The following is a 15,698-nucleotide window of genomic DNA, read 5'->3' as shown; positions in this document are numbered from 1 at the left end:
GAGACCCATGAGCGCCGACAGTGCAATCGAGAAAGCAACTGCCGACACCGAATACCGCATCGAGCACGACACCATGGGGGAAGTCCGGGTACCGAAGGACGCGCTGTGGCGCGCACAGACCCAGCGGGCGGTGGAGAACTTCCCGATTTCGGGCCGCGGACTGGAGCGTACCCAGATACGCGCGCTCGGGCTGCTGAAAGGCGCGTGCGCCCAAGTGAACAAGGACCTCGGGCTGCTCGAACCGGAGAAGGCCGACGCGATCATCGCCGCGGCGGCCGAGATCGCCGACGGCAAGCATGACGACCAGTTCCCGATCGACGTGTTCCAGACCGGATCGGGCACCAGCTCCAACATGAACACCAACGAGGTGATCGCCGGCATCGCCGCCCGCAACGGCGTCACGGTGCACCCCAACGACGACGTTAACCGGTCCCAGTCCTCGAACGACACCTTCCCGACCGCCACCCACATCGCGGCGACGGAAGCCGCTGTGCGCCATCTGATTCCGGCGCTGGAGGTGCTGCGCGACGCGCTGAAATCAAAGGCGCAACAGTGGCGGACGGTGGTCAAGTCGGGTCGCACGCATTTGATGGATGCGGTGCCGGTGACCCTGGGCCAGGAGTTCGCCGGCTACGCCCGCCAGATCGACGCCGGCATCGAGCGGGTGAAGGCCACGCTGCCGCGGCTCGGTGAACTGGCCATCGGCGGCACGGCGGTCGGCACCGGGCTCAACGCGCCGGACGGGTTCGGCGCAAAGGTCGTAGAGGTGCTCAAGGAGCAGACCAGGCTGGCCGAATTGCGGGAGGCAGTCAACCATTTCGAGGCGCAGGCGGCCCGCGACGGGCTGGTCGAGGCGTCCGGCGCGCTGCGCACGATCGCGGTCTCGCTGACCAAGATCGCCAATGACATCCGCTGGATGGGCTCGGGCCCGCTGACCGGCCTGGCCGAGATCACCCTTCCCGACCTGCAGCCTGGCAGCTCGATCATGCCGGGCAAAGTAAACCCGGTGATCCCGGAGGCGGTGACGCAGGTTGCCGCGCAGGTAATCGGCAACGACGCGGCGATCGCGTGGGGCGGCGCCAACGGGGCGTTCGAACTGAACGTCTACATCCCGATGATGGCCCGCAACATCCTGGAGTCCTTCAAGTTGCTGGCCAACGTGTCAAAGTTGTTCGCGCAGCGGTGCATTGACGGGTTGACGGCCAACGTCGAGCATCTGCGCGAGCTCGCCGAGTCGTCGCCGTCGATCGTGACGCCGCTGAATTCGCTGATCGGCTACGAGGAGGCCGCGGCGGTTGCCAAGGAAGCGCTCAAGGAACGAAAGACGATTCGCCAGGCGGTGATAGACCGCGGCCTCATCGGCGAGAAGCTGTCGGAGGAGGAGCTTGACAACCGCCTCGACGTGCTGGCGATGGCGAAGCCGGAGCCGACCCAGTCGTAACGCCCTACATACCGTTGTTGGGCCCGCCCGAGTTCTGGTTCGGGATGTCGGTGATCGAGAAGTTCGGCATCGGCTTGGGTGAGGGCGTGTTGGGCAGCGTCGGGATCTCCGCGGCCGGGATGTCGGTGATGTCGTTGACCGGTGGCCCGTTTTCGCGCTTGCCGTAGCTGCTGCCGGGCTCCCGTGGCCCGAGCAGCTGGCTGACCGTAACCACGTTGTAGCCATTGGCCTTCAGCACCGGCATGAACTGGTAGACCACGTCGACGGTGCTCGAGTAGGTGTCGTGGAACAACACCACCGCGCCGGGCTTGATCTGCGACTTGAGCATGTAGGTCGTCGCCGCGGTGTTGGAGTCGTTGATCCAGTCGAACGGAATGACATCCCAATTGATGTCGGCCATGCCCTGCTGTTTGGCCGCCGCCAGCACGTTGTCGTTGATCAGGCCGCCCGCCGTGCGGAGCAGCTTCGGGGTCTGACCGGTCGCGGCCTTGATGGCGTCGTTTGCCTTGGATATCTGGCTGCCGATGGCCTCCGGCGGGACGGTGGTCATATTGGGGTGTTCCCACGTGTGGTTGCCCACCTCCATGCCGGCGTCGACGATGCGCTTCGCGCCGGCCGGGTTGGCCGCCACCTTGTTGCCGATCAGGAAGAACGTCGCCTTGGCGCCGTTGTCCTTGAGAATCTGCAGCAACCGGTCGGTGTAGGGGCTCGGCCCGTCGTCGAACGTCAGCGCCACGCACTTGACTCTGGAGCAGTCGACCTGGTCGGCGCCGGCCCGGTGCACATGACCGGTGAGGGCACCGATGATCAGCACCACCGCGGCCGCGGCGACACCGAACACCGTGCGCCAGTACGGCCACGCCCGGCTGTCAGATCGTTTGGGCACGCAGGCAGCCTACCGGCCAGCCCTTTCCACGCCGCTTATGGCAGCGCGGCCGGGCTGATCTCCTCGAGCATCTCGGTGACCAGGGCCGCGATCGGCGACCGCTCGCTGCGCACCAGCGTGATGTGGGCAAACAGTGGGTGGCCCTTCAGCTTCTCGATCACCGCGGCCACGCCGTCGTGCCGGCCCACCCGAAGGTTGTCGCGTTGCGCGACATCGTGGGTCAGCACCACCCGCGATCCCGCGCCCAGCCGCGACAGCACAGTCAGCAACACGTTGCGCTCCAGCGACTGCGCCTCGTCGACGATCACGAACGAGTCGTGCAACGAGCGGCCGCGAATGTGGGTCAGCGGCAGCACCTCGAGCATGCCGCGCGACAGCACCTCCTCGAGCACGGCGGGACTGGCCAAACCCTCCAGCGTGTCGAACACGGCCTGCGCCCACGGGCCCATCTTTTCGCTCTCGGTACCGGGCAGGTAGCCGAGGTCCTGGCCGCCGACCGCGTACAGCGGCCGAAACACCACGACCTTGCGCTGCGTACGCCGCTCGAGCACCGCCTCCAGCCCCGCGCACAACGCCAACGCCGATTTGCCGGTGCCGGCCTTGCCGCCCAGCGACACGATGCCGACCGACTCGTCGAGCAGCAGGTCCAGCGCGACTCGTTGCTCGGCGGAGCGCCCACGCAGCCCGAACACCTCCCGGTCGCCGCGCACCAGCTGCACCCGCTTGTCGGGATTCACCCGGCCCAGCGCGTGCGAATTGCCGCCAAACAGCCGAATTCCGGTGTGGCAGGGCAGGTTCCGCGCAGCCCCCAGATCGACCTCACCCGCGGCGAACAACGCGTCGATGTCATCGGGCGTCGTCTCGATCTCGTCCATGCCCGTCCAGCCCGAGGTGATCACGTCCTGGGCGTGGTACTCGTCGGCGGCCAGCCCGACCGCGCCCGCCTTGACGCGTAGCGGAATGTCTTTGCTCACTAACGTGACTCGTTTGCCTTCCGCGGCTATGTTCATCGCACAGGTCAGGATCCGGGAGTCGTTGCTGTCGGTGCGGAAGCCGACGGGCAGTACCGCCGGGTCGCTGTGGTTGAGCTCAACATGCACCGTACCGCCTTGGGTACCAACGGGAATGGGCTGATCCAGTCGACCGTGCTCGAGCCGCAGGTCGTCGAACATGCGCAGCGCCTGGCGGGCGAACCAGCCCAGCTCATGATGGTGGCGCTTGCCCTCGAGTTCACTGATCACGACCAACGGCACAACCACCTCGTGCTCGGCGAACCGCAGCGCCGCCCACGGATCGGACAGCAACACGGAGGTGTCGATCACATAGGTCCGAACGGGCGAATCAGTCACGTGGTGCTCCTCGAGCCCGCGCGGCCCCGCGGAGGCGTCTCGACGGGTGCTGCGGTACCAGGACCGGGGCCGGTCCTGTCGTAGTGCTGACGATCGGCACCGCCCGGACAGCAGAGCATGTCGCTAGCCATCGATAAAAGACGCTACCCGCCTCCGCGCGCCGGTGCCGTCTGGCGCGCCGCTGACGCCCGCGGACTCAGCCGAGACTCAGCCGAGACTCAGCCGAGGACGAAGCCGCTCAGTTCCGGGAGTTCGGCCAGGTTCCATTCCGAGATGCGATCCGAAATCACCTCGCGCAGCTGGTCTTCACCGAAGATGCCCGCCGCTGCCACGTTTTTGACCTTGTCCCGGTATGCGTCGATGTCGGCGCCGACCACCTGCAGCTCGGCGGCGCGGGCGACGATCGCCGCGATCGTCTCGTCGGGCACGATCCGCAGGCAGGCGCGTACCAGCTCGGCGAAGAACTCCTCGTGGCTCTCCTCATCGCTCGCGATGCACTCAACCAGCCCGCGCAGCACCGGATCCTCGACCTGGGCAGCCAGTCGCCGGCAGAGCACCGCATGCGCCCGTTCCGACAACGCCATGAACACCAGGGTCTCGACCTCGGTGTGGTGGTCGGCGCGATAGCCCTTCATCACATGCTCGACGCGTACGTGCTCGTTGGCAACCGGATCGACCTCGCGGGTGACGACCAGATACTCACGCAGCGCGATCGCATGCAGGTTCTCCTCGGCCGTCCACCGGCCGATCCAGTCGCCCCACGCCGGCTCGAGGATGAAGTGCTCGACCAGCTCGCGGTGATAACCGGCGAGGTTGTCCTTGGTGATCAACAGGATCTCGAGCGCATCGGTGATATGCGTGGGCAGCGTCACGTCGGCGGGGTCCCAGTCGCGCCCACCCAGAAATGCGAAGTTCTCACCGACGTCGAACGGCACATAGTCATGCGCATACCAGAACTCCGCCGCCTCGACGTGGCGCTTGTACAGGTCCGCCACCACCGGTTCCAGCTCGAGTGTGAGCGGACTAGCGACAGGTTTCTGTGCCATAGGGTTACAGTAACCCAACTCTTGGGGGTCGTAAAACTCTGCCCCGATGCCGGCGTGCCCACCGCTGAACCATCTGCTCGCGGTGCGAAAGGTGCCTACAGCGTCAGCCCCGGGTACAGCGGATTGGCCGCAAGCAGCTCCGCGGCGGCGGCGTGCACCCGCTCGGCCGTCCCGTCGGCCAACCGATATTTGGCCTTCGACGTTCCCTCCGCCGCCGTGTTCGTCAGCACGTCGACGACCAACTCGGCCACCCGGTCGAACTCGGCCGTACCGAACCCGCGGGTGGTCAGGGCCGGGGTGCCGAACCGGATGCCACTGGTGTACCAGGCACCGTTGGGGTCGGCCGGAATTGAGTTGCGGTTCGTGACAACACCGGAGTCCAGCAGCGCCGACTCCGCCTGGCGCCCGGTGAGCCCGAACGACGTCACATCCAGCAGCACGATGTGGTTGTCGGTGCCGCCGGTGACCAGCCGCGCCCCACGCCGCAGGAACCCGTCGGCCAGGGCTTTGGCGTTGTCGGCGACCCGCTGCGCATACGTCTGGAACGCGGGTTGACGTGCCTCGGCCAGTGCGACCGCCTTGGCGGCCATCACGTGAGCCAGCGGACCGCCCAGCACCATCGGGCAGCCCTTGTCGACGGCGTCGGCGTATTCGGGGGTGCACAGCACCAGCCCGCCGCGGGGCCCGCGCAGCGACTTGTGCGTGGTCGTCGTCGTGACGTGCGCGTGCGGCAGCGGGTCCTCGTCGCCGGTGAACACGTTGCCGGCCACCAGCCCGGCGAAGTGCGCCATGTCGACCATCAGGGTGGCGCCCACCTCGTCGGCGATCTCGCGCATGGTTGCGAAATTGATCCGGCGCGGGTACGCCGAGTAGCCGCCGACGAGGATCAGCGGCTTGAACTCCCGCGCGGCGGCGGCGAGGGCGTCGTAGTCCAGCCGGCCGGTCGTCGGGTCGGTGCCATAGCTGCGCTGGTGGAACATCTTGCCCGAGATGTTCGGCCGGAAGCCGTGGGTGAGGTGGCCGCCGGCGTCCAGCGACATGCCCAGCAGTCGCTGATTACCGAGCCTGCCGCGCAGCTTTTCCCAATCTGTCTCGGACAAGTCGTTGACGTGCTTGGCGCCGGCGTCGGCGAGGCTGGGCGCCTCCACCCGGGTGGCCAGGATCGCCCAGTACGCAACGAGGTTCGCGTCGATGCCGGAGTGCGGCTGGACATACGCGTGCGGCGAACCGAACAGCTCCCGGGCGTGCTCGGCGGCCACGCTCTCGACGGTGTCGACGTTCTGGCAGCCCGCGTAGAACCGGTGCCCGATGGTGCCCTCGGCGTACTTGTCGGACAGCCAGTTGCCCATCGCCAACAGCACCGCCGGTGAGGCGTAGTTCTCGCTGGCGATCAGCTTCAGCGAACCCCGTTGATCCGCAAGCTCTTTGCGCGTCGCGGCGGCGATGCGTGGTTCGACGGACTCGATGACCTGCAGCGCCGCCCGATATGCCGCGCTCGCGGTGTCGGCGTATTCGGCGCCAGGGGCCGTTGGGGTCACGGTGGAGTCAGTCGTCATACATTTCAGCCTACGTCCGGCCCTGCCACTCGATCCCGCAGCGCCGACGGGATCAGCGGCTCGTCGAGCAGCCGGGTGAACCGTTCGACCAGGCTGACCCCGTCTGGCCTGGCGTCGAGCCAGCCGCGCAGCAGGCGGTACCCCTCCACGTAGGTACTGGTGTAGGCCCGCCACAGCGGCGAAGACAAGAACCGCAGCATCTGTCCCGCCCTGCGGTCGTCGACCAGCAGCCAGCGTCGCAGAAAGTCGGCGACCTCGTCGGCGTCGCGGTGCTCGTCGTGCAGCATCAGCGCGGCGTCCTGACGCACGTCGGCCAGCGTGGTCGACGCGTCGGCGATCGCCTCGGCGCGTTCGCCGTCGAACCGCAGCCCGAGCTCGGCGTAGATGTCGGCGGCCCAGGAACCCCAGCGCGCGCCGATCGCGGCGTAGAGCGCCAGGTCGGCCAGGCCCTCGGCCATCAGGCATTGCGGGGTGTTGACCAGGAAGATGGTCTGCTCGGCCTGGCCCCTGCAATGCACAAGCCCGGCTTCCTTGCGGCAATGTTCGGTGTGATGCCCCGGATAGGACTCGTGGGCCACCAGCCGCGGCAGGTTCGACATCTGCTGTCTGAGGTCGGCGTTGACGGCCACCTTCGACCGGTAATCGCCGAGGTAGTAGTTGAATCCGGACCACGGCTTGTCGGTGACCACCTCGTAGACGATGGTTTCGCCGTCGGGCAGCGGGTATTCCGCGCGCACCCGGTCACGCAGCGCGCTGGAGAACGCCTCGATGCACTCGGCCAGCCGCTGCGGCGCGATCTCGTCGGCGCTGCGGTACGCCTGCATCCGCTCGGCGAGCGAGCCGGTGCCGCCGAGGGCGTCGTCGAGTTTCCGGTGCGCCTGCCGATAGCGGTCCTGGTCGCCCTTGCCGATGCGGACGTCGAAGTACGCGTCCACCTCCTCGACGAAGCCGACGCTGTGGCCGGCGAACTTTCTCCCCGCGCAGGCCAGCGCGCGCAAGTGAGCGCGGATGAAGTCGGCGCGGTCCTTCTCCAACGCGTTGCCTATCTGTGCCATCAGCCCTTCGGCCTGGCGGGCCAGCTCGGCCGGGTCGGGCGCCGGTTCTGCCGCCACCGTTTGTTTCAGCGCCGGGTCGCCGGTGTAGGCGTCAACGTAGCCGGGTTCCACGCGGTCGAACCGCAAGCCCAGTAAGAGGTATTCGCGGATCAGCGCGCCGGGGTACATGTGGCACACGCTAGCCGTCCTGTAAGACTTGACGACCATGGCGCGGCTGAGCGAGCCCAGCCCATACGTCGAGTTCGACCGGGCGCAGTGGCGGGCGTTGCGCATGTCGACGCCGCTGAAGCTCACCGAAGAAGAACTGGCCGATCTGCGCGGCCTGGGCGAGCAGATCGACCTCAATGAGGTCGAGGAGGTGTACCTGCCGCTCGCGCGGTTGATCCACTTGCAGGTCGCGGCGCGGCAACGGCTTTTCGCGGCGACCGCCGAATTCCTCGGCGAGCAGCATCAGCCGGAACGGCCGGTGCCGTTTGTGATCGGCGTGGCGGGCAGCGTGGCCGTCGGCAAGTCCACCACCGCCCGCGTGCTGCAGGCCCTGCTGGCGCGGTGGGAGCACCACCCGCGCGTGGACCTGGTCACCACCGACGGTTTCCTGTACCCGAACGCCGAGTTGTCGCGTCGCAACATCATGCACCGCAAAGGCTTTCCGGAGAGCTACGACCGAAGGGCGCTGCTGCGGTTCGTCACCGCGGTCAAGTCGGGCGCCGACGAGGTCAGTGCGCCGGTGTATTCACACTTGCTCTACGACATCGTCTCGGACCAGGTGCAGACCGTGCGACACCCCGACATCTTGATCCTGGAGGGGCTCAACGTCTTGCAGACCGGTCCGACGCTGATGGTGTCGGACCTGTTCGACTTCTCGCTGTACGTTGATGCCCGCATCGAAGACATTGAGCAGTGGTACATTTCGCGGTTTCTCGGCCTGCGGTCGACGGCGTTCGCGGACCCGGCGTCGCACTTTCACCACTACGCGAAGCTCAACGACCAGCAGGCCGTTGTCGCCGCGCGTGAGATCTGGCGATCGATCAACCGGCCCAACCTGATCGAGAACATCCTGCCCACCCGCCCGCGTGCGACACTGGTGCTGCGAAAGGAAGCCGACCACTCCATCAACCGGCTGCGCCTACGCAAACTGTGACCACGATGTCGCCGGAAAACGTTCCAGCGCGCCGGGGCAAAGAGCCCCGCCAGGGCAAAGAGCCGATGCGGGGCCGCGCACCGAAACCTCGAACGGCGGCGCCCCGCACCGGCGGGCAGGGAGTCACGCCCGCAGACGGCGCACTCCAAGGTATTGCAGGCCGGCGAACACGGCGGTGTACACGCACGTCACCAGCGTGGCGCCGATGCCCGCCTGGGTCAGGGGCGCCGCGTCGGCCAGCACGATGATCAACGTAGCGAGCGTTGACACCACGTTGGCGACGCAAATGCCCACGCCCACCCGGCGCAGATCCGGCAGCGCGGCCAGGCCGTACACCACCAACCCGTAGGCGACGAACGCCGCGCCGATCAGATACTCGGTCGCCGGCGAAAGGCCGGTTAAGCGAGACATCGGATCGGCGAACAACGCGCCGGCAAGGCCGGCCAAACCGGTAAGGGTGGCGTCAGCGCGCAGCGCGAATCGCAGCAACGCGTCGGTCGAGCTCGAAAGGGGCCGGGACTGGATCGCGGTCATCGGTGCTCCTTGGCGGGTAGCGGGTGTTTCGTATCGCTGGGACACCACCGATGCTGCTGACCACTGACTGCCAGATCCACGTCGACCACTGCCAAACACTGCCAGCGGCACGAAATGTGCGGCTAACCCGTCGCGGCTACGCGACGTTCTGGCCGGCCGGCACCCGGCCGCGAAGGTCGGCGGCGATCACCCGGGCGGCGGCATTCTGCCAATTGTGCAGCGACCGCTGCGGCACCTCGGTGACGAACCACTGCCACGCCTGGCGCGCCACCGGATCGAGGCCCGAGGCGGTGGCGTTCTGCGCGTAGGCACGCACGCCGACGACGTACGGGAAATACAACGCGTTGTAGTGCCGCCATTCCTCGGTGGTGCCGAAGTCGCCGCCATCGCGCGGCTTGAGCCGGGCGATGCGGTCGGCCAGCAGCGCCTTCAGCTCATTGGCCCGCTCCAGCGGCTGATCGGGTGCGCCGCGCGCGGCCAGCCGATCGTCGATGTCGGGCAACGCGGTGAGCGGGCTGGCCACCAGCTTGGATAGGTCGCCGTAGTGGGCCAGGGCACGCCGGGTGAGGCGGGCGAATGTGTCGTCGTCGACGTCGTCGAGCGGGCTGGCCGACCGCAGCGGCAGCGCGGCCTCGGTGTGACGCAACGCGGCGCGGTCGGCACGCAGCGTCGGCGACCTCCAGAACGCCAGCCGGTCCAGCACGCCGGCCAGCGGGTCGGCGTACACGTGCACCGCCACGGCGGCGGCCAGGCTGGTGAACAACAGGACCGTCAGTGCCGTCTGCGGCCCGACGATCACCAGCCCGATCAACGCCTGACCGCCGAACAGTGCGGCCACCACCACGGTCGCGGCGAACGACCGCAGCATGTCGGCGCGCAGCGCGTGGCCCTCGTCGAACGCATCCCACAGCGCGACCGCCAACCCCAGCAGCGCCACATCGACGCCCGTCGACGCCAACGCCAGCCAGCTGGACACCAGTCCGAGCGGGATGATCAAGATCGCGTTGCCCAGCGCGAAGAACAGGGTGGCGACGACCACGACGCCGGTGATGCGCACCGGTTGCGCCGGCCGCCACAGCGCGAACACCATCGCGCCGAGCGTCGACAACGACACCGTCCCGAACATCACCCAATGACCGAGCCGCAGTGGGCCGTCCACGCCGCCGGCCATCACCGCGCCGACCAGGCTGAGGGTGGCAACTCCACCGATCGCGAGCAGCTCTCGCACCCGGCTACGCCAGCTGTCACACGGTCGCGACAGCTCGACGAGAACCGCGAACCACGCCATCCCGGGCACGGCCACCAGATAGATCTCGATGTGACTCAGCAATTCCGAACCGCTGACCACCCGAACCGCGTCAAGCGCGACGACGGCCGCGAAGCTCGTCAGCCCGACCGCGGCCAACACCAAAATGGGTTTTCGCGGATCACGCGCGAGCAGATACAGCCCCAGCCACCAGCTCAGCGTGAACACCACTGCCGAGAGCGCGGCCATGATGTAAGTGTGGCACGTAGCTCGGTCCTACCTGCGCGCCGTACATGCCGGCCCCCTACCGGCCGTAGCGGCGGTGGCGGGCGCTGTAATCGCGCAGCGCACGCAGGAAGTCGACGCGCCGGAACGCGGGCCAGTAAGCCTCGGTGAACCACATCTCCGAGTACGCGCTCTGCCACAGCAGAAAACCCGACAGCCGCTGCTCCCCCGACGTGCGGATCACCAGGTCGGGATCGGGCTGGCCGGAGGTGTAGAGGTTTTCCGAAATGGCCTCGGCGGTGACGGCCTCGATGAGTTGTTCACCGGTCGCGCCGTTGGCGAGTTCCTTGCCGAGCAGCGCCCGCACCGCGTCGACGATCTCCTGGCGTCCGCCGTAGGCCACCGCGACGTTGACGTGGAAGCCCCCGCCGTTGCCGTTGGTGGATTCCACCGCGCCACGCAACCTCCGCGCCGGTTCCTCACCGAGCAGTTCCAGGTCGCCTACCGTGCGCACGCTCCACTTGTTGGCGGGCGCGCAGATCTCCTCGACCACGTCGGTGATGATCTCGATGAGCGCCCGGAGCTCGTCGGGGTCGCGCCGCAGGTTTTCGGTGGACAACAGGTACACCGTCGCCATTTCGATGCCGGCCTCCTGGCACCAGCGCAGCATCTCGGCGATCTTCGCCGCACCCATCCGATAGCCGTAGCTGACGTCGTTGTAACCAAGCTCACGTGCCCAGCGCCGGTTACCGTCACACAGGACCGCGATATGCCGTGGCAGTTCGGATCTCGGTTGTGCCAACCCCTGGCGGAGCCGCATCTCGTAGAGCCGATAAAGCGGCTCTTTGAGGCGCGGCGGAATGAGATCCACGGAAAGCCAGACTACTGTGGTTCCGTGGACGAACCCCCATGCACGCGATGGAGGTGACATGACCACTCAAGTCGATACCACGGACCCCAACTGGTCACACTCACGAACCGCTGTCGCGGAGGACCTCCCCAAAGCGGTTGTCGACGGTGTCGCCCACGTCTTGCACAAGCCGCGGGCGCGGGGCTGGATCCACGTGTACGCGGCCGCCGTGGCGCTCGTCGCGGGCGCGGCGCTGGTATCGGTGTCCTGGGCGGTGGAGTCGACCCGCGCGGGTCTGGCCACCCTGCTCTACACCACGACGATCGTGGCGATGTTCGCGGTCAGCGGCACCTATCACCGGCTGGATTGGAAGTCGGAAACCGCGCGAAAGTGGATGAAGCGGCTCGACCATTCGATGATCTTCCTGTTCATCGCAGGCAGCTACACCCCGTTCGCGCTGCTTGCGTTGCCGCGCGCAACCGGAATGCTTTTGTTCTGGATCGTTTGGGCCGGCGCGCTGGCCGGGGTTGCGCTGAAAATGTGGTGGCCATCGGCGCCGCGCTGGGTCGGCGTGCCACTGTATCTGTTGCTGGGCTGGGTCGCGGTCTGGTTCGCCGGCTCCATCGTCCACGGCGCCGGGGTGGCCGCGATGGTGCTGCTTGCCGTCGGCGGGGCGCTTTACAGCATCGGTGGTGTGCTCTACGGACTAAAGTGGCCCGACCCATGGCCGTCGACGTTCGGCCACCACGAGTTTTTCCACGCCTGCACCGCGGTGGCGGCGATCTGCCACTACATCGCGATGTGGTTCGCGGTGTTTTAGCGGCTAAAGCGGCTAAAGCAGCCTGACATTCTCCGGGCCCCAGTAGGCCTTCATCGACGCGACCTTGCCCTCGTCGTCAAACACCATCACGTCGATCGGCTCGATGAGCATCGCGCCGCCGACCGTGAGCCGGAACTGGAACGCCGCCTCATTGCCCGCGACCCGCAGCGTCACCAGTTCGCACTGGCGCTCGGCGTTTTCGATCGCGGCGTAGAAGCCGCGGACCGCGTCGCGGCCGTTGTAGACCTGGCCGCCCACGGGGTCCTCGACGACGGCGTCCTCGGTGTAGAGTGCGGCGATCTCGTCCGCGCTGCCGCCTCCTATGAGTTCGATGTAACGGTTCACGGTCTTGGTGATGTCTTCGGCGCTCGGCATGGCCATGAACGCTACCCGGGCGCCGCCAGCGCCGCCTCGAGCTCTTGGGCCGTCGTCACCGGCAGATCGCATACCCGACCCCGGCACACGTAGGCCGCGTCGCGTCGGTCCACTCGGTCGCGGCCGGCCAGCAGCTCCGACGAGTCGACGGCTCCGCCGACGACGATCGCCCCGCCGGGTGCCAGCCGGCGCGCCTCGGCGAGCAATTCAGAATCGGCCGGATCCGAGCAGGCCACCGCGATCTGGATCGGTCCGCGCACCGCCGCCTCCGCGACCGCCAGCCAATGCCCCGCCGACCTGGGCACCCGGGCCAGCAGCGCCGAGTGTGCTGCCAGCGCCTCCTCGGCGGCCCGCAGGTACCGATCGGCGTTGGGCGGGCCGGCCGAGTGTGCCGCCGTCAGCAGCGCCTCGGTGATCAGCGCGGCACCCGAGGGGGTGGCGCCGTCGAGTGGGTCGCCGGGGCGCAACATCAGTTGCTCGGCGTCCTTAGCGGTGTCATGCCAGCGTCCCGGCCGGTTGCGGTCGGCGAAATACTCGAGAGCCACGTCGAGCAACTGCGTCGCGGCGTTCAGCCACTTCGGGTCGCCGCTGACCTGGTGCAACGCCAGCAGGGCGGTCGCAAGGGCGCCGTAGTCCTCCAGAATCGCCGGGCTGTCGCCGACCCGCCCGCCGAGGCTGGCGCGCCGCAGCCGACCGTCGACGACGTGCAGCTCCAGCAGCCCGGCCGCGCAGCGCTGCGCGGCGTCGATGAAGTCGGGCCGCTGCAGCGACACGCCCGCTTCGACCAGCCCGGTGATGGCCAGGCCGTTCCATGCGGTGACGACCTTGTCGTCGCGATCGGGTTGCACCCGGGTGAGCCGGGCCGCCAGCAGCGCGGTGCGCGCGCGGTCGAACCTCTCGACATCGTCGGGGTCTTCGCGCAGCTGCAGCACCGAGCTGCCGTGCTCGAACGTGCCCGCCTCGGTCACCGCGAAAAGGCTTTCGGCCCAACGGCCGTCGTCGTCACCGAGCACTTCGCGAAGCTGAGCAGGCGTCCACACGTACGTAGCGCCCTCGCGGCCGGCGGCGTCGGCGTCCAACGACGACGCGAACATCTCGCCGGTGCGCAGGTCGTCGAGGATGAACCGCGCGGTCTCCTCGGCGACGCGGCCGGCCAACGGCGCTCCGGTGCGTCGGACCCAATGCGCATACGCCCGCAGCAGCAGACCGTTGTCGTAGAGCATCTTCTCGAAGTGCGGCACCACCCACGACGCGTCGACGCTGTAGCGGGCGAAGCCGCCGGCCAGCTGGTCGTAGATGCCCCCGCGTGCCATCGCGGTCGCGGTGTGCTCGACGGCGACCAGCGGTGCGGCGTTGCCGGTGCGTTCGTGGTTCCGCAGCAGCGCCTCGAGCAGCGCGGACGGCGGGAACTTCGGCGCGCCACCGAAGCCGCCGCGCGCGGTGTCCTCCTCGGCAAGCACCGCGGTCACCGCGGCGTCGCACAACGGCGGAGCGACCGGCGGGCCGGCGTCGGGCAGCCCCGACGTCAGCGACCGCAGCTCCGAAGCGATGTGGTCGCCCGCCCGTTCGACGTCGCCGCGGCGGGTGCGCCATGTGCTGCCGACCGCGGAAAGCAGCTGCAAGAACGTGGCTTTCGGATAGTAAGTGCCGCAGAAGAAGGGCCTGCCGTCGGGCGTAAGAAAGCACGTCATCGGCCAGCCACCCTGACCGGTCAACGCGACGGTTGCGTTCATATACACGGCATCCAAGTCGGGCCGCTCCTCGCGGTCGACCTTGATACAGACGAAACCCTCGTTCATCGCCGCGGCGACCTGGTCGTCTTCGAACGACTCGTGCGCCATCACGTGGCACCAGTGACAGGCCGCATAGCCGATGGAGAGCAGGATCGGCACGTCGCGCGCGGCCGCCTCGGCCAGCGCCTCAGGTGTCCACTGCCGCCAGTGCACCGGGTTGCCGGCGTGCTGGCGCAGGTACGGGCTGGTGGCCTCGCCCAGCGTGTTAACCGCCGGGCTCACTCTGCTCCCCTTGCGGCTTGGCCTGCGGCTCCGGCGGGGCCTGTTCGCTGTCGACGGTCCCCTCGTCGGCGGCCTGATCTGGTTCGGGGTTTTCGCGGTCGAACGAAGCCGGCAGCTTCCTGAGGTGCCGGTTCATCGAGCGCACCAACAGAATCGTGCCGATCAGCAGCAGCACGACGATCAGCAGTCCGACCGGGCTGGCCTTGCCGAAGTCCGGGCCGGTGTTGCGCGGCGGGTTGTCGGCCAGCAGGCCGACGATCACGTCGAGCGCTGGGGTCATTCGTCGTCCTCGATCCCGGCGAAAAGATCGGTCTCGGGCAGGCTGGTTTCGACCCGCGACCGCGCCAGCTCGAATTCCTCTGTGGGCCAGAGCCGCTGCTGCCATTCGATCGGCGCGTGGAAGAAATCACCCTTCGGATCGATCTGGGTGGCGTGAGCGCGAAGCGCGTCGTCGCGCTGACTGAAGTACTCCGCGCACTCGACCCTGGTCGTGATCCGGTCCGCGAACACGTCATGCTCCGGATCCCAATGCTTGAGCCACTTTTCGAACGGCCCCTGCTGACCGTGCTTGGCGAATTCCTCCTGCAGCAACTGCATCCGGCGGCGAATGAAGCCGTGCACGTAGTAGAGCTTCTTGACTTGCCACGGCTCGCCTCCGTCGGGGAATTTGGTCGGATCCCCGGCCGCCTCGTAGGCAGCGACCGAAACCTGGTGGCAGCGAATGTGATCGGGATGTGGATAACCGCCGTTCTCGTCGTAGGTGGTCATCACGTGCGGCTTGAATTCGCGGATCACTCGCGCCAACCGTTCCGTCGGCTGCTCCAGCGACACCAATGCGAAGCAACCCTCAGGAAGCGGCGGCGGCGGATCACCCTCCGGCAGCCCGGAATCGACAAAGCCCAGCCAGTGATGCTCGACGCCGAGGATCTCGGCCGCCTTGGCCATCTCGTCGCGGCGGATCTCGGCCATTCGCTCCTGCACCTCCGGCAGATCCATCGCCGGGTTGAGGATGCTGCCGCGCTCGCCGCCGGTGAGCGTGACGACCAGCACCCGGTGGCCCTCGGCGGCATAGCGGGCCATGGTCGCGGCGCCCTTGCTGGACTCGTCGTCCGGGTGCGCGTGCACCGCCATCAGCCGCAGCTCGCTCACGTGGTTCCTT

General features: G+C 67.8%; 15 protein-coding genes. 3 read left to right on the top strand and 12 right to left on the bottom strand.

Going from position 1 to position 15,698, the window contains the following annotated elements; genetic code table 11:
- The first annotated feature begins 7 nt into the window (after window positions 1-7).
- Window positions 8-1,441, top strand: a complete 1,434-nt coding sequence (locus VE759_RS16940; protein ID WP_324934520.1) for a class II fumarate hydratase — start codon at window positions 8-10, stop codon at window positions 1,439-1,441.
- 4 nt (window positions 1,442-1,445) lie between these two features.
- On the opposite strand, the gene VE759_RS16935 is transcribed toward VE759_RS16940, so the two are convergent.
- The 5 genes from VE759_RS16935 to VE759_RS16915 form a co-directional block, all read right to left on the bottom strand.
- The gene (locus VE759_RS16935) at window positions 1,446-2,327 is read right to left on the bottom strand and encodes a polysaccharide deacetylase family protein (RefSeq protein WP_324934518.1); all 882 of its coding nucleotides are present in this window, start codon (window positions 2,325-2,327) and stop codon (window positions 1,446-1,448) included.
- A gap of 35 nt (window positions 2,328-2,362) precedes the next feature.
- Window positions 2,363-3,676 (bottom strand): PhoH family protein, encoded by a 1,314-nt coding sequence (locus VE759_RS16930; RefSeq protein WP_324934515.1) that lies wholly within the window; start codon window positions 3,674-3,676, stop codon window positions 2,363-2,365.
- A 218-nt stretch (window positions 3,677-3,894) separates the two neighbouring features.
- Complete coding sequence (locus VE759_RS16925; protein ID WP_324934512.1) at window positions 3,895-4,722, bottom strand: acyl-ACP desaturase; 828 nt, start codon at window positions 4,720-4,722, stop codon at window positions 3,895-3,897.
- A 95-nt stretch (window positions 4,723-4,817) separates the two neighbouring features.
- A complete protein-coding gene (locus VE759_RS16920; RefSeq protein WP_324934510.1) occupies window positions 4,818-6,278 on the bottom strand; it encodes a glycine hydroxymethyltransferase in 1,461 nt (486 codons plus the stop codon).
- A 5-nt stretch (window positions 6,279-6,283) separates the two neighbouring features.
- Entirely contained in the window at window positions 6,284-7,501 is a 1,218-nt protein-coding gene (locus VE759_RS16915; protein ID WP_324934508.1) for a DUF885 domain-containing protein, read from the bottom strand.
- A gap of 37 nt (window positions 7,502-7,538) precedes the next feature.
- Between VE759_RS16915 and coaA the strand changes: the two genes are divergently transcribed.
- Window positions 7,539-8,474, top strand: coding sequence for a type I pantothenate kinase (coaA, locus tag VE759_RS16910; protein WP_324934506.1), 936 nt, complete (start codon window positions 7,539-7,541; stop codon window positions 8,472-8,474).
- Between the two features lie 123 nt (window positions 8,475-8,597).
- Here coaA and VE759_RS16905 read toward each other — a convergent pair whose 3' ends face one another.
- The 3 genes from VE759_RS16905 to VE759_RS16895 form a co-directional block, all read right to left on the bottom strand.
- On the bottom strand, window positions 8,598-9,008 hold the full coding sequence (locus VE759_RS16905; RefSeq protein WP_324934505.1) for a hypothetical protein: 411 nt from the start codon (window positions 9,006-9,008) through the stop codon (window positions 8,598-8,600).
- A gap of 136 nt (window positions 9,009-9,144) precedes the next feature.
- Window positions 9,145-10,503: a hypothetical protein gene (locus tag VE759_RS16900; RefSeq protein ID WP_324934502.1), complete on the bottom strand. Its 1,359-nt coding sequence runs from the start codon at window positions 10,501-10,503 to the stop codon at window positions 9,145-9,147.
- A 55-nt stretch (window positions 10,504-10,558) separates the two neighbouring features.
- The gene (locus VE759_RS16895; RefSeq protein WP_324934501.1) at window positions 10,559-11,350 is read right to left on the bottom strand and encodes a (2Z,6E)-farnesyl diphosphate synthase; all 792 of its coding nucleotides are present in this window, start codon (window positions 11,348-11,350) and stop codon (window positions 10,559-10,561) included.
- 58 nt (window positions 11,351-11,408) lie between these two features.
- Between VE759_RS16895 and trhA the strand changes: the two genes are divergently transcribed.
- Window positions 11,409-12,149, top strand: a complete 741-nt coding sequence (gene trhA / locus VE759_RS16890) for a PAQR family membrane homeostasis protein TrhA (protein WP_324934499.1) — start codon at window positions 11,409-11,411, stop codon at window positions 12,147-12,149.
- Between the two features lie 12 nt (window positions 12,150-12,161).
- Here trhA and VE759_RS16885 read toward each other — a convergent pair whose 3' ends face one another.
- From VE759_RS16885 to mca, 4 genes are read right to left on the bottom strand one after another with little or no spacing between them, the layout of a single operon-like run.
- A complete protein-coding gene (locus VE759_RS16885; protein ID WP_324934497.1) occupies window positions 12,162-12,524 on the bottom strand; it encodes a nuclear transport factor 2 family protein in 363 nt (120 codons plus the stop codon).
- A gap of 11 nt (window positions 12,525-12,535) precedes the next feature.
- Complete coding sequence (locus tag VE759_RS16880) at window positions 12,536-14,539, bottom strand: thioredoxin domain-containing protein (protein WP_324934495.1); 2,004 nt, start codon at window positions 14,537-14,539, stop codon at window positions 12,536-12,538.
- On the bottom strand, window positions 14,523-14,819 hold the full coding sequence (locus tag VE759_RS16875) for a hypothetical protein (protein WP_324934493.1): 297 nt from the start codon (window positions 14,817-14,819) through the stop codon (window positions 14,523-14,525). Before VE759_RS16875 ends, VE759_RS16880 begins: the two co-directional genes overlap by 17 nt.
- Window positions 14,816-15,688 carry a mycothiol conjugate amidase Mca gene (mca, locus tag VE759_RS16870; protein ID WP_324934491.1) on the bottom strand — a complete coding sequence of 291 codons (873 nt, stop codon included), beginning with the start codon at window positions 15,686-15,688 and terminating at the stop codon, window positions 14,816-14,818. The genes VE759_RS16875 and mca overlap by 4 nt, the downstream gene beginning before the upstream one ends.
- Window positions 15,689-15,698 lie beyond the last annotated feature (10 nt).

The sequence above is a fragment of the Mycobacterium sp. genome (assembly GCF_035640695.1).
In the GTDB taxonomy this organism is placed as follows: domain Bacteria; phylum Actinomycetota; class Actinomycetes; order Mycobacteriales; family Mycobacteriaceae; genus Mycobacterium.
The sequence above is the reverse complement of the archived record's forward strand: the minus strand, read 5'-3'. Positions and strand labels throughout refer to the sequence as shown.

Bases quoted from the DNA above. Each gene is read 5' to 3' on its own strand.
- VE759_RS16940 (WP_324934520.1), top strand. From the start codon at position 8: ATGAGCGCCGACAGTGCAATCGAGAAAGCAACTGCCGACACCGAATAC.
- VE759_RS16925 (WP_324934512.1), bottom strand. From the start codon at position 4,722: ATGGCACAGAAACCTGTCGCTAGTCCGCTCACACTCGAGCTGGAACCG.
- VE759_RS16920 (WP_324934510.1), bottom strand. From the start codon at position 6,278: ATGACGACTGACTCCACCGTGACCCCAACGGCCCCTGGCGCCGAATAC.
- VE759_RS16915 (WP_324934508.1), bottom strand. From the start codon at position 7,501: ATGTACCCCGGCGCGCTGATCCGCGAATACCTCTTACTGGGCTTGCGG.
- coaA (WP_324934506.1), top strand. From the start codon at position 7,539: ATGGCGCGGCTGAGCGAGCCCAGCCCATACGTCGAGTTCGACCGGGCG.
- VE759_RS16905 (WP_324934505.1), bottom strand. From the start codon at position 9,008: ATGACCGCGATCCAGTCCCGGCCCCTTTCGAGCTCGACCGACGCGTTG.
- VE759_RS16900 (WP_324934502.1), bottom strand. From the start codon at position 10,503: ATGGCCGCGCTCTCGGCAGTGGTGTTCACGCTGAGCTGGTGGCTGGGG.
- trhA (WP_324934499.1), top strand. From the start codon at position 11,409: ATGACCACTCAAGTCGATACCACGGACCCCAACTGGTCACACTCACGA.
- VE759_RS16885 (WP_324934497.1), bottom strand. From the start codon at position 12,524: ATGCCGAGCGCCGAAGACATCACCAAGACCGTGAACCGTTACATCGAA.
- VE759_RS16875 (WP_324934493.1), bottom strand. From the start codon at position 14,819: ATGACCCCAGCGCTCGACGTGATCGTCGGCCTGCTGGCCGACAACCCG.